We start from the raw sequence: 13190 nt of genomic DNA, 5'->3' as shown, positions 1-13190 counted from the left end.
GTATATCCTGTGGTTACGCATCCAACCCGCGCCGTGACCAGCGTTCGACCTGGCGCAGCAGGGCGTTGGCCCCAAACGCGAGCAGTGAGACGGCGATCGCGCCAGCGACAATCTTTTCCTGGTTGCTGCTGCGGACACCGTCAAAGAGCAGCATCCCCAGGCCGCCAGCATTGATAAAGGCGGCAATTGTTGCAATGCCAATGGTCGAAAGCGTCGCGATGCGGAGCCCGGCGAGCAAGAGCGGTAGGGCCAGCGGGAATTCAACGATGATCAGCCGTTGCCATCCATTCATGCCCATGCCATTGGCTGCTTCGAGGATCGCGGCGTCGATTTCGGTCAGGCCAACGACAAGATTGCGCACCAGCACCAGTTGGGCATAGATGACGAGCGTGACCACTGCCGGCCAGTAGCCCAGGCCCAGCAGTGGGATCAGCAAGACCAGCAACGAGAGACTGGGGATCGTGTAGAGTACCCCCAGCAACCCGAGCACCGGCCCACGCAGCCGTGGAATCCGTACGAGCAGAATGCTCGTGGGCACGGCGATGACCAGGGCGATGGCAAGCGCCGAGAGCGTGAGCCAGAGGTGTTCGACGACTAGGCTGCCGACCGAGCGCCAGTTCTGCACCAGGTAGGTCATCGTTGTGCTCCCAGGAGTGCTGGGTCACGTAGCACTGCTTGTAGATGGCTCAGCGTCAAACGCCCACACGTCCGCCCGTCCTCTACGACGACCAACCCCTCGTCACCGACGCTGAGCAGGCGGGTCAAGGCCAAACGCAGGTCATCCTGCGGATGCAGCGGCGTCAGGTCAGCAGTCTCATCGGTCGACGGTTGGAGACCAGGATGCGCGAGGGCTCGCTCGACGGTAATCAGGCTCAACTGACGGAGCAGATCGCTCGCACCAGTCAACTCGGCCACAAAGGGATCTTCTGGTTGAGCGAGGAGCATCAGGGGCGTGGCAAACTGGACAATGCGTCCATCCTTCATCACCATCACCCGATCAGCGAGGCGTAGCGCTTCTTCGATATCATGCGTGACAAAGAGAATCGTCTTGTGCAATTTGCGCTGGATTGCCATCAACTCATCTTGCAGGCGGGTACGCGTGATTGCATCGAGCGCCCCGAACGGCTCGTCCATAAGCATCATCGCCGGATCAGCGGCCAGGGCACGAGCCAGGCCGACCCGTTGTTGTTGCCCGCCCGAGAGTTGCCGTGGATACCGTTGGCGAAACTCACGGGGCAAGCCAACAAGATCGAGCAACTCATCGATACGCGCTTCGATGCGCTCACGCGGCCAGCCAAGCAGCCTGGGCACCACCGCGATATTCTGTGCGATGCGCAGATGCGGAAAGAGCCCGGTCTGCTGGATGGCATAACCAATGCGCCGTCGCAACTCGGTGACCGGCATATCGTGTGCATCCACGCCCTCAATGAAGAACCGGCCACTCGTCGGCTCATACAGCCGGTTGATCATCTTGAGCAGGGTCGTCTTGCCGCATCCCGAAGGACCCAGCAAGACGATGAATTCACCTGGCTCAACCGTAAAGCTGACCGCATCAACGGCTGGCTGACTTTCACCAGGAAAGAGTTTGGTCAGTTCGTCAGCAACGAGCATGCTCATGGATGAAACCCTTAGATCTAATGTGCAGGTTCATCTTCCTGCTGGGAGTGAGGGCGCGACGCCCTCGCTCCCAGCAGTGAAGATGAACCTTTAGATCAAGCCCTGACTGGTCAGGAAATCACGCACGACATCAGGCACTTCGCGCTTGTCTGGCCCGTCAACTTCCCAGTTGAGCCCCGACATCACTTCGCCCGTCAGGGATGCTGAGAGGCGATTGAGCAGATCGGTGATGGTCGGATTGGCCTCGAGGGTTGCCTGACGAATCACGGGGCTCACTTGATAGATTGGGTAGGCATTTTTATCGTCGACCAGGGGGCGCAAGCCGAGCCCGGCCAGTTGCCCGTCCGTCCCAAACGCGACGACAACCTCAACGTCACCACGGACGAGCGCCTCATAGCGCAACCCACCGGTATCGAGTTGCACATAGTTGTCGCCGCCAAACTTCGGATCAAAGCCATAGAGCGCGAGCACGGCTTTGTTATCCTCACGCTCGGGAAACTCGGGTGGCCCACCAAGCCGCAATTCGCCCGACAAGGGTACCAGGTCGGAAAAGCTCGTTACGCCCAACTCGGCAGCCCGTGCTTCGGTCATGGCAAAGGTATTGGTATTATTGAACGGGGCGGGTTCGAGCCAGGTGATTTGGAACTGGCTTTCGTAGCCTTCGCGTAGCGCGGCCAGAATGCCAGCCGCATCGGCAATCGGCTCTTGTTTGAGTACCTCGAGCAGACCGGTTGACGTATACTCAGGGTAGAGGTCAATCTCGCCACTGGTCAGGGCGGTATGGGCGATTGGCGTAGCCCCCAGGTTGAGTTTGCGTTCGACGGTAAAGCCATTGGCTTCGAGCATCTGGGCGTACATTTCAGCGACGAGCAGTGATTCTGTAAAATTCTTCGAGCCGATCTTGATCGTCGGGCTGGCAGGTTGCCCGCCACCCGGCCCAGCTGCTGGCTGACCTCCACAGGCGGCCAGTACCAGAACAAGCAGCAGGATCAGTGTTCCCGGACGCCATGCGCGCAACAAAGTTCTCATCACGATGTCTCCTTATGAACGATACGAAGTTGCCCATCGCTCGGCCTGACCAAGCAGCAGATCGCTGCCTAGGGCGAGCAGCGCAATAGGCACTGCACCAACCAGCATAATGCGTGGCTCGAAGAGGGCAAAGCCACGCGTAATAAAAATCCCGAGCCCACCCGCCCCGATGAAGGCGGCCAGCGTCGCACTTGAAATAACTTCAACCGCTGCGATCCGGATTCCCGCCAGAATGACGGGTAACGCGAGCGGCAGTTCGATCCGCAGCAATTGCTGCTGCACCGTCATGCCCATCCCTTGGGCAGCTTCCACGATGGCACGTTCAACGCCAAGCAGTCCAGCATAGACATTGATCAAGATCGGGGGGAGAGCCAGCACCGTGAGGGCAATCAAAGCCGGGGCGAAACCAGTGCCGAGATAGGGTTGGGCCAGAAAGAGGATCGCCAGACTGGGAACAAGGCGCAGCGCACCAACCGCATTGATGAGATACTGCGCACTGGCTGCATGACGGGCAGCCCAGATCCCCAGTGGCAGGCACACGAGAATGCTGATGCCAAGGGCCGTCCCACTCAAGGTCAGGTGGCGTCCAAACTCGGTCCAGAAGCGCGTCTGATTGGCGAGATAGTAGGCGTATGCCTCGCCGAGCAGTTCGATCATAAGATGAAGATACTCCTGGAGCCTGTGCGGAAAGACGACGTCTAAGGCCTTCTTTGTATGTTCTCACAATCACCGATGTACGTCAAATGTTGGGCCGCTTCTTGTCTTAACTCTGATTTTTGTGATGCGATGAATGACGATGAGGGGTCTTGTGCAACCCGCTCAGATTCCTCGCTGCGCTCGGAATGACAAGAATGCGGCATCATCAATAGTAATTGGTATAAGACCGGAAGAGAGGCTGTCAACCTGTGTGTTTGATCATGGTAAGATGGTACCAGAGCAAGCCTGGAGACGAAAGGCAGCTATGGAGTTTTTTAATATTCATTTGACCGAGTTGCTGATTATTGCTGGCCTCGCTCTGGTGATCTTTGGGCCTGAGCGGTTGCCTGAACTAGGGCGCTTCGCGGGCAAGCATGTGGCCCGATTTCTCGCCTGGCAACAGCAATCACCTGAATTTCAGATGATCAATGAGGTGCGCGCTGAGTTTGAGCAAGAGATTGCCAGCCTGCGTGATGAATTGGTGCGTACGCGCAAGCATTTCGATATTTCACCTGATCTGACCAGTCTCCCCAAAGAATTGCGCCCGATGCTACGTTTGACCGACTCGACGACGACGCCTGCTGAGGCCGCCGATCTGATAGCTGGTGATCCCGCCCAGACGATCCTGCCTCCGCGTGAGGCGGGCGCAGGGGCTGAGATAGGGCCTGATGTGCCAAACCTGACCGAGGTGGCTCAATCGAATGGTGTTGTTGCGCCCGCTGATCTCGCCGAGGCTACCCAGACAGTGAGGGAGCAACTTGCTGCGCCACCCCCGCTTGTGCCGACACCTGCCGCAGGGAGTGTGCCAGCCCCACCACGCCCGGCGCGTATGGCGGCAACCCAGCCTACGGGTGTGCTCAACTCAGTGCAAGACTGGGCACCGGTTCCAGCAACTGAGGGAACGATTGCTGAACCGCAAACGTCTGACTCGCATGAGGTAACCGCACCGCCTGAGCCACAGCCAGCGATGGTTACGTTGAGTGTTGAAGAGCACGCCCAACTAGTGGGACAGCTTGAGGCTGTGACGATCGCACTGCACCATCTGGTTGCTGAATTGCGTGAACGGGGCCTTTTGAGCGAGTCGTGGTCGGCAGAGGTTGAAGTACAAGCGCAGGAGACGTTGTCACGGTGACCACCAAGACAGAACAAGCAACCACGAATCCATCGCCCCCCAGTAACGCTGCAGAAGATGAGCCAGCGATGTCGCTCATTGAGCATCTGAAAGAGTTACGGATGCGTCTGGTGCGAGCGAGTATTGGGATTTTCATTGGGGTCGGTTTCGGTATTTTCCTGGTGATGGGGCCGTTCAAGCTGGTTGATCTCATTATCAATACCTTTGCGCCCCTGACCGATCGCCCGCCTGTGCAGTCGGTTGGAACGACCGAAGAGTTCACCAGTTATATGACGGTCGCCCTGACGGTTGGCCTGATTATGGCGATGCCGGTGATTGTCTACCAGTTGCTTGCGTTCATTGTGCCTGGTTTGAACGACCGCGAACGACGCATTATCTATATCTCGCTCCCGTTTGTGACCTTTTTCTTTGCAGCTGGTCTTGCTTTTGGCTGGTTTATTACGGTGCCAACGGCGATTCAATTTCTGATTGGCTTTTCAGGCTCAGAATTAATCGAAAGTCAGCCATCAGTTGCTAATTTTATTCGCACCATTACGACCTTGCTCTTGATCAACGGTATTGTTTTTGAGTTGCCGGTGATTATCTATGTGCTGGCCTTTCTTGGCGTTGTCACCGCCAGCCAACTGACAAAGTATCGCCGATTTGCCGTGCTGGCGGTCGTGATCATTGCCGCGTTGATTACGCCAACGGGCGATCCCATCAACCTGGCGTTGCTGGCAATTCCGATGTATTTGCTCTATGAGCTTGGAGCGATTATGGCGCGCTTTGTGCCAAAACGCTGAACATATTTGCGCCGCGCCCTCGCACAGTGCTATACTGCAAATGAGGGATTGTTCGGCGCTGTCAGGTTAAACGGGAGGACAAAAGCGGATGGTCGAGCGCATCTGTCCTGTGTGCCAGCATGGCAATCCAATGGAAAATCGTTTCTGTGGGGCGTGCGGGGTTTCACTTGAGCAGCATGCCCTGGCGCAACGCCCGCCTGATGCCCTGGTGATCGCTGGGCAGATGATCCCGCTCACGCAGGTGCGCCAGGTGGGCAAAGCTGTTGCCGTGGGGCTCGCCGCTGTTGCGGTCGAGGCAGGGATCGCCTGGTTGCGACGCCGTAGTGAGCCGACGAGTCTTGCCGTTGCACCGCAAACGATGGCCCTTACGCAGTCCAATGGGCTGCCGCAAGCCGAGGCTGTTTTCGGGGCGGTGACGATTGTGAGTCAACGTGTGGTTGAGATCTGGGATCATGGCACTTTGACCCGTCAAATTGTTGAAAAGCACGTCTGGAAAAAAGAGGGTTGAGTACCGTGTCACCATATGATCAGATGCGGCAGCAGTTGCGCCCACTCGGGTTGCGCCTCCGCTTGAGCGATACACTCTGGTTTGCTAGTCAGAGCCTCTGGGTGGCGACGCTGGCGATGGTCGGGGTGGCGCTGCTCGGGCGGTTGATGCCGATTGCAAACCTGCTGTTGTGGGCGTTGTTGCCACTCCTGATCTGGTTACTGGTCGTCCTTGGCTATGGCCTCTTCCGTCCGCTGCCGCTGGTGCGGGTCGCCCGCCGCGTTGACCTGATCCTTGGCCTGCGTGAGCGTCTGGCGACGGCAATCGAGTTGCACGACCGCGATGCGCACGATCTGTTGAGTGAACGTCAGCAGGAGGATGCAGGCAGTGTCGCTCAGGCGCTCAAGGCTGGGCAGTTGCCGCTGCGGGTCGCTCGTAAGCCGTTGCTCTGGTCGCTCGCTCCACTTGCCCTCGCACTCTTGTTGCTCTTTGGTCTGCCCAATCCCCAGGATCTTGTGCTTGCCGAACGTGAGGCGGTGCAAGCGGCGTTAGAGCAGACTGATCAGCAGTTGACCGAGTTGCAGCAGCAGATCGCCGAAGATACGCAGCTCTCGCCTGAAGATCGTGAGCAGATTCTTGCCGAGTTGCAGGCGTTGCAAGAGCAGTTGCGCAACAATCCCGGTGATCGCCAGGAGGCGCTGGCTGATCTGTCGGCGGCTGAGGCGCGCTTGCAACAGCGGCTTGACCCGAATAGCGATGCGCAGCGGGCGGCGTTGGAACAGATGGCGCGTAATCTGGAGAATCTGGCGGGCAACCAGCCGGGGCAGCGTCCGAGTGTTGAACAGGCCGCGCAACAACTCGAAGAACTGGCTCGCCAGCTTGACCAGTTGAGTGACGCTGAACGCGCCGAACTGGCCGAGCAACTCGGGCAGCAGGCAGCCCAGCAGTCCTCGGCAAATCCTCAGGTGGCCCAGAATCTGCAGCAGGCATCGCAGGCCCTTGAACAGGGCGATACCCAGCGCGCCGCCGAGCAACTTGCCCAGGCTGCTGATCAGGTGCGCCAGGCGCAAGAAGCGCTGGCGAACCAGCAGAGTACGCAGGAGTCGCTTGCCGAAGTGCAGGGTGCACGTCAAGAGGTCGCTGAGGCTGGTCAGCAAGGTCAGCAAGGCCAACAGGCGCAACAGGGTGAGCAAGGTCAGCAGGGTCAGCAGGGTGAGCAAGGCCAGCAGGGTGAGCAAGGCCAGCAGGCTCAGCAAGGCCAGCAGGGCCAGCAAGGTCAGCAGGGTCAGCAGGGCCAGCAAGGCCAGCAGGGTCAGCAGGGCCAGCCTGGTCAGGGTCAGGGCCAGGATGGGCAACAACCCGGTGGTGGTGGTGGCTCGAATGCCGATAACCTTGGCGCCGGGCAGAGCAATAATGGGGCCAATGTTGATCCAAACCGACCTTCAGGTCAGCAAGGCAGTGGTTCAGGCAGCGAGGGCCTCGTCTATCAGCCCTTCCGCCCATCGGGTTTGCAGGGCGACCCCGATTTTGTCCAGGGTCAGCAGGGTTCAGGCGGAACCACCGAGACGCGACCGGGGCAGAGTACGCTTCCCGGTACGGACAGCCCGTCGGTCGTGCCCTATCAGCAGATCTTCCCCGAATATAGCCAGGCCGCTAGCGAAGCGCTCGATCGTGGTTATATTCCGCCCCATTTGAAAGATTTTGTCCGCGACTATTTTTCGCAGCTTGAGCCTTAGAGGCAATACCTTGCAAAGAAGGCGGTTGTTTTGACGCAAAGGCGCAAAGGCGCAAAGTTTTTAGCGCAGGTGAGCGAACCTTTCGCGTGAGCTTATTTGAAAAGTATTGGCCTTAGAGACTGTCTGAAACGTCGACGGACTGCTCTGGGGTGCCGGCAGTACCCTGAAACCGTGCCTTAAGCGTCTAGATGAAGGTAGCAATGCCAACGTCCTTGCCAGACGATTACGTTGTTTGGCAAGGACGTTGTAAGGAATTGATAGAATGAGTGAAGCTCTCCCTAAGGCCGCGGCGGCGGTCAATCGGATTAGTCCTGATGAATTTCGTCGGCGTGCCCAGATGATCGAAGCTGAGGTGGGCAATGTGATTGTTGGGCAGCGTGAACTGATCCGCCAGGTTGTGGTGACGCTGATGGCCGGTGGCAATGCGCTGCTTGAGGGCGTGCCCGGTCTTGCCAAGACGACGCTGGTGCGGACGCTGGCTGATGTGATTGATTGCGGTTTTTCGCGCATCCAGTTTACGCCCGACCTGATGCCTGCCGATATTATTGGGACGACGCTGATCAGTGAAGATGAGCAGGGACGCAAGACGTTTCGTTTTGAGCCGGGGCCGATCTTTGCCAATCTGGTGCTGGCCGATGAGATCAACCGTGCGACGCCCAAGACGCAGTCGGCGCTGCTTGAGGCAATGCAAGAGCGCACGGTCAGTGTCGCCAAGACGATCCATAAGCTCGCGCCGCCCTTCTTTGTGCTGGCGACCCAGAACCCGCTCGAGATGGAGGGAACGTACCCGCTGCCGGAAGCCCAGCTTGACCGCTTTTTCTTCAAGGTCAATGTGCCTTTTCCGACCACGGCTGAACTGGTTGAGATTGCGCAGCGTACCACGGGCGAACGTCAGCCGACGATCCGTCACGTGACGAGTGGGGCGATGATTGTCGAGATGCAAGATCTGGCGCGAACGGTACCGATAGCGAGCCATGTGCTCGCCTATGCGGCCCGGGTGATTTCGGCGACCCATCCCGAGACCCGTGAGGCTTCGTCGGTCACAAAACAATATGTGCGCTATGGTGCGTCGCCGCGTGGGATGCAGGCGCTTATTCTCGCTGGCAAGATCCTCGCGCTGCTTGATGGCCGCTATAATGTCTCGTTTGCCGATCTCAAGCTTGCCGCACTCCCCGCCCTCCGCCATCGGGTGGTGCTCAATTTTGAGGCGCAGGCCGAAGGCATTTCGCCCGATGAGGTGGTCAAAGGGGTGCTTGAGGCGATTAAAGAGGAATAGGCTGGCCCTATGACCACGACCGAACCTCTGCTCGAGAGCAGTTTTTTGCGCAAGCTCGATCGGCTGATGATCTTGACCCGGCGGGCGATGGCGGGCGAGATTCAGGGTGAACGCCGGAGTCCGCGCCGTGGTTCGTCGGTTGAATTTGCCGATTTTCGCCCCTATACGCCCGGCGATGATATCCGTCAGATTGACTGGAACCTTTATGCGCGGATGGAGCGGGTCTTTCTCAAGCTCTTTGTGGCTGAGGAAGAATTGACAGTTCATCTGCTGGTTGATACAAGTGCCTCGATGGATTGGGGGACACCGAACAAGCTGCGGTATGCGACGAAGCTTGCCGCTGCGTTTGGCTATATTGCGTTGAGCAATCTTGACCGGGTGAGCGTGAGTGCGTTTGCGGCTGGCGCGACGCCGGTGCAGATGCCGAGTGTACGCGGCAAGCGGGGCGCTATTGGGCTCTTCACCTTTCTCCAACGCCTGGGGGTCAGTGGGGGCGGCAACCTTACCGAATCCTGTCGGCGCTATATGCAGACAGCGCGGAATCCGGGGCCACTGTTGCTCTGCTCGGATCTGCTTGATGCCAACTGGCAAGAGGCCCTCAAGACGCTGTCGTCGCGTCCGTTTGAGATTACGGTGATGCATACGCTGGCCCCTCAGGAATTGTCGCCTGAACTGGATGGCGATTTTCGCCTGATTGATGTCGAGGGCGGGCCAGCCGTCGAGATTAGTGCCGATCTTGATCTGCTGCGCCGCTACCGCGAGCAACTTGCGGCGTGGCAAGATGAGATCGAGAGCTTTTGCAGTGGTCGGGGCATCGTCTACCTGCCGATTGATACGGGTGTTCCTGTCGAGGAGTTTGTGCTGGGGCGCTTGCGCAAACGAGGGGTCTTACGCTAATGACGAGCCACGCTGCCCTCTGCCGAATGGATCTGATCCGTGCGGGATTGGTGCCGTACGCCGAGGCACTGGCCTGGCAGCGGCGTCTGGTGGCGGCGCGTTCGGCGGGCGAGGTGCCTGATACGCTCCTTTTGCTCGAACATCCGCCCACGATTACGCTTGGGGTGCGCGCCAAACCTGCGCATGTGTTGCTCACGTCGGCGCAACTGGCGGAACGGGGCATTGCGCTGGTCGCCAGTGACCGCGGGGGCGATGTGACCTATCACGCGCCCGGCCAACTCGTCGGTTATCCTGTGCTCAAGCTTTCGCACCACGGTGCTGATCTCGGGCGGTATGTGCGCACGCTCGAAGAGGTCATCATTCGCACGCTGGCCGATTATGGCGTGGTGGGCGAACGCGTCGCCGGTTTGACGGGGGTCTGGGTCCACGGAGGCACCGCCAAGATCTGTGCGCTCGGTGTGCGGCTCAGCGCGTCCGGCGTGACCTCGCACGGCTTTGCGCTGAATGTCGCCCCTGATCTCGCTGGTTTTGCGCAGATTGTGCCGTGCGGCATCAGCGATCGGGCCGTGACCTCGCTGGAGGCGCTGCTTGGCACGGCGCCAGCCCTGGTCGACGTTGAGCAGCGGGTGCTGGCCCACTTTTGTGCGCTCTTTGGCGTGACCTGCGCGCCCCGGGAAACTCAGTGAAACGGCGGTATGTCGTTTGTCTGCTGGTGCTCTTGGTGCTGGCAGGCTGCACGCTCAGCGGGCAGCGCCTGCCTGCGGGCGATCGCGTACGCCTGGCCTATTTTCCGAATGTCACCCACGGGATTGCGCTGGTCGGGGTCGCCCGGGGGACGTTTCAAGAGGCGCTTGGGCCAGAGGTGACGCTGGTGACGGCGAATTTCAATGCCGGCCCATCGCTGGTCGAGGCGCTCTTTGCCGGCGAGGTTGACATTGGCTATCTCGGGCCAAACCCGGCGATCAATGGCTATGTGCGCAGCAACGGCGAAGCAGTGCGCATCATTGCCGGGGCCGCCGAGGGCGGCGCGGCGCTGGTGGTGAACCCCGATGCGGGCATCAATGAGCCGCCCGATTTCGCTGGTAAGCGTTTCGCGACCCCGCAGTATGGCGGCACCCAGGATGTCGCCCTGCGCCACCTGATGCAGCAGTACGGACTCAAACCGGCGGATCGTGGCGGCACCGTCACGATTTTGCCGAGCCAGAACCCCGATATTCTGACGCTCTTTCGCAAAGGCGATCTTGATGGCGCCTGGGTGCCGGAACCGTGGGTTTCGCGGCTGGTACTGGAAGCAGGTGGCACCGTCTTGATCGATGAGCGCTCGCTCTGGCCCGAAGGCCGTTTTATCAGCACGGTTGTGGTTGTGCATCCCCGTTTTCTGCGTGAACATCCCGATCTGGTTGAAGCCTTCTTGCGTGCGCACGTTGATACCGTACAATACATGCAAGCGCAGCCTGCAACGGCAGCGCAGCTGATCAACCAGGAGATCGAGCGCATCACGACGCGGCCACTTCCCGAAGAGGTGCTGAAACGTTCGCTCACGACCCTGGAGTTTACCTATGATCCCTTGCCCGCGACCCTCTTGCAGGCAGCGGATCATGCCTACGCACTTGGCTTTCTGGGGGCAACGGAGCCCGATCTCCAGAATATCTACGACCTTGCATTGCTGAACAAGGTGCTTGGAGGGCAGGGGCTGGCACCAATGGTGCTGCCATAGCCTCGATTGGAGCGAAACATGGCGGAGCGACACCTCGTGGCGCAGCACGGGCATGCGGTTGCTGGGATGGCTGATGCGTCGGAGCAGCCTTCGGGTGGGATCTCGTTGGAAATTGTTGGCGTAAGCAAGCGTTTTCTCGCCCGTGGTCGTATGGTCGAAGCCCTTGCCCCGGTCGATCTGCAGGTCAAACCGGGTGAACTGATCTGCCTGCTCGGGCCGAGTGGCTGCGGCAAGTCAACGCTCTTGAGCATCATTGCCGGGCTTGAACCGCCGTCGAGTGGTCTGATTCGGGCGGGCGGGCGCAAAGTGCAAGGCCCAGGGATTGACCGGGTCTTGCTCTTTCAAGAAGCGGCGCTCTTTCCGTGGCTCGATGTGCAGCACAATGTCGCCTTTGGCTTGCGGCAGGCCGGTATGCCTGAAGCCGAGCGGATGCGCATGGCCCGCGAATATCTGGAACTCGTGCATCTGAGTGGGTTTGAGCATAGCTATGTGCATCAGCTTTCGGGCGGTATGCGGCAGCGGGTCGCGCTCGCCCGTGCGCTCGTGCTCAATCCGGCGGTGCTCCTGATGGACGAGCCCTTTGGGGCGCTTGATGCGCTGACCCGTGATAAGTTGCAGATCGAGCTCGAAACAATCTGGGCGGCCACCGGCAAGACGATCCTCTTTGTGACCCATAATGTACGGGAAGCGGTGGCGCTCGGTGATCGGGTGCTTGTCTTTTCGCCGCGCCCTGGACGCATCATACAAGAATTTTCCATCACCCTGCCCCGCCCGCGGAGTCTCGAACATCACCAGACGATTGACCAGGCCCGCGAGATCCTCGCGGTGCTGCATGCTGATCAACGTCCCGATGAGGAGGCAAACGATGAGTGGTGAAATGACGACCATGCTTGCCGAACAATCGCGTCTCGGTCGGGCCAGAGTCATGCCGTGGATCCGACGGCTTATCTTTTACCTGATCCTGCTGAGCATCTGGGAAGGCATCGTCCGCCTCGAAATCTGGCCGCCATACCTCTTTCCCGGGCCCCTGATCGTCGCCAACGCGCTCTGGGAAGGGGTCACGCAGGGGCTCTTTCTGCCTGCGGCCCTGGTGAGTCTGCGCCGCCTCGCGATTGGCTACAGCATCTCGCTCTCGCTTGGCCTCGTGCTGGGCTTGCTGCTCGGGCGCAACAAACTCATCCAGGAGACTGTCGGCTCGCTGGTGCTTGGTATGCAAGCGTTGCCGAGTGTGTGCTGGCTGCCCTTGGCGATCCTCTGGTTTGGCTTGAACGAACGGGCGATCATCTTTGTGGTGGTGCTCGGGGCGCTCTTTTCGATTACGCTCGGCGTCGAAGCAGGTGTCAAGAATACGCCGCCGGTCTACTTGAAAGCCGCCCGCAACCTTGGCGCACGTGGGGTACGCCTCTATACGCAGGTGCTTTTGCCTGCGGCCCTCCCCGCGATCCTCAACGGGCTCAAACAGGGTTGGTCATTCGCCTGGCGCTCACTCATGGCTGGCGAGTTGCTCTACTATACCCTGAGCCTTGGCAATCTATTGCAGACCGGGCGTGATCTGAACGATGCGGCCCAGGTGATGGCCGTCATGGTGATGATCGTGATCGTCGGTGTCACGATCGATCAGATCCTCTTTGCCCCTGTCGAACGCCGTGTCCGCGAACGCTGGGGGCTGGCGTGAGTTGCGATATAGTCAAGATTGACTATGTCGCAAGATTGATTATAATAGGAGGTGGGTTTGGGGCCTAAGGCCCCCAGGAAGCTTTCTTCCAGCGAAGAAGCAGGGTTTGAGGGCGTAGCCCTCAGGAGTCGCGCTTGTGCTGGTGA

General features: G+C 59.4%; 14 protein-coding genes. 10 read left to right on the top strand and 4 right to left on the bottom strand.

Annotated features, from left to right (window positions below; genetic code table 11):
• Positions 1 to 13: 13 nt before the first annotated feature.
• The 4 genes from EYB53_RS12980 to EYB53_RS12965 all read right to left on the bottom strand — a co-directional run bounded on the left by EYB53_RS12980 (position 14) and on the right by EYB53_RS12965 (position 3303).
• Positions 14 to 637: an ABC transporter permease gene (locus EYB53_RS12980; protein ID WP_135478596.1), complete on the bottom strand. Its 624-nt coding sequence runs from the start codon at positions 635 to 637 to the stop codon at positions 14 to 16.
• Positions 634 to 1617, bottom strand: coding sequence for an ABC transporter ATP-binding protein (locus tag EYB53_RS12975; RefSeq protein WP_135478595.1), 984 nt, complete (start codon positions 1615 to 1617; stop codon positions 634 to 636). The genes EYB53_RS12980 and EYB53_RS12975 overlap by 4 nt, the downstream gene beginning before the upstream one ends.
• 90 nt (positions 1618 to 1707) lie before the next feature.
• Positions 1708 to 2646 carry a glycine betaine ABC transporter substrate-binding protein gene (locus EYB53_RS12970; protein ID WP_135478594.1) on the bottom strand — a complete coding sequence of 313 codons (939 nt, stop codon included), beginning with the start codon at positions 2644 to 2646 and terminating at the stop codon, positions 1708 to 1710.
• 12 nt (positions 2647 to 2658) lie between these two features.
• Positions 2659 to 3303 carry an ABC transporter permease gene (locus tag EYB53_RS12965; RefSeq protein ID WP_135478593.1) on the bottom strand — a complete coding sequence of 215 codons (645 nt, stop codon included), beginning with the start codon at positions 3301 to 3303 and terminating at the stop codon, positions 2659 to 2661.
• A 304-nt stretch (positions 3304 to 3607) separates the two neighbouring features.
• Here EYB53_RS12965 and EYB53_RS12960 point away from each other — a divergent pair, with 304 nt between their 5' ends.
• The 10 genes from EYB53_RS12960 (at position 3608) to EYB53_RS12915 (ending at position 13044) form a co-directional block, all read left to right on the top strand.
• Positions 3608 to 4474 (top strand): twin-arginine translocase TatA/TatE family subunit, encoded by an 867-nt coding sequence (locus tag EYB53_RS12960; protein ID WP_167857384.1) that lies wholly within the window; start codon positions 3608 to 3610, stop codon positions 4472 to 4474.
• On the top strand, positions 4471 to 5256 hold the full coding sequence (gene tatC / locus EYB53_RS12955) for a twin-arginine translocase subunit TatC (protein WP_371879112.1): 786 nt from the start codon (positions 4471 to 4473) through the stop codon (positions 5254 to 5256). The genes EYB53_RS12960 and tatC overlap by 4 nt, the downstream gene beginning before the upstream one ends.
• A gap of 88 nt (positions 5257 to 5344) precedes the next feature.
• Complete coding sequence (locus EYB53_RS12950; RefSeq protein WP_135478592.1) at positions 5345 to 5764, top strand: zinc ribbon domain-containing protein; 420 nt, start codon at positions 5345 to 5347, stop codon at positions 5762 to 5764.
• A 5-nt stretch (positions 5765 to 5769) separates the two neighbouring features.
• Positions 5770 to 7479, top strand: a complete 1710-nt coding sequence (locus EYB53_RS12945; RefSeq protein ID WP_371879111.1) for a DUF8809 domain-containing protein — start codon at positions 5770 to 5772, stop codon at positions 7477 to 7479.
• 262 nt (positions 7480 to 7741) lie between these two features.
• Positions 7742 to 8755: an AAA family ATPase gene (locus tag EYB53_RS12940; RefSeq protein WP_135478591.1), complete on the top strand. Its 1014-nt coding sequence runs from the start codon at positions 7742 to 7744 to the stop codon at positions 8753 to 8755.
• Positions 8756 to 8764: 9 nt separating this feature from the next.
• Positions 8765 to 9652: a DUF58 domain-containing protein gene (locus EYB53_RS12935; protein ID WP_135478590.1), complete on the top strand. Its 888-nt coding sequence runs from the start codon at positions 8765 to 8767 to the stop codon at positions 9650 to 9652.
• 26 nt (positions 9653 to 9678) lie between these two features.
• The gene (gene lipB, locus EYB53_RS12930; RefSeq protein ID WP_135478618.1) at positions 9679 to 10338 is read left to right on the top strand and encodes a lipoyl(octanoyl) transferase LipB; all 660 of its coding nucleotides are present in this window, start codon (positions 9679 to 9681) and stop codon (positions 10336 to 10338) included.
• The gene (locus EYB53_RS12925; RefSeq protein ID WP_135478589.1) at positions 10335 to 11369 is read left to right on the top strand and encodes an aliphatic sulfonate ABC transporter substrate-binding protein; all 1035 of its coding nucleotides are present in this window, start codon (positions 10335 to 10337) and stop codon (positions 11367 to 11369) included. The genes lipB and EYB53_RS12925 overlap by 4 nt, the downstream gene beginning before the upstream one ends.
• Positions 11370 to 11387: 18 nt before the next feature.
• The gene (locus EYB53_RS12920) at positions 11388 to 12245 is read left to right on the top strand and encodes an ABC transporter ATP-binding protein (protein WP_254151055.1); all 858 of its coding nucleotides are present in this window, start codon (positions 11388 to 11390) and stop codon (positions 12243 to 12245) included.
• Entirely contained in the window at positions 12235 to 13044 is an 810-nt protein-coding gene (locus EYB53_RS12915; RefSeq protein ID WP_254151054.1) for an ABC transporter permease, read from the top strand. Before EYB53_RS12920 ends, EYB53_RS12915 begins: the two co-directional genes overlap by 11 nt.
• The last annotated feature ends 146 nt before the right edge of the window (positions 13045 to 13190 follow it).

The organism is Candidatus Chloroploca mongolica (assembly GCF_004762035.2).
GTDB lineage: Bacteria > Chloroflexota > Chloroflexia > Chloroflexales > Chloroflexaceae > Chloroploca > Chloroploca mongolica.
The sequence above is the reverse complement of the archived record's forward strand: the minus strand, read 5'-3'. Positions and strand labels throughout refer to the sequence as shown.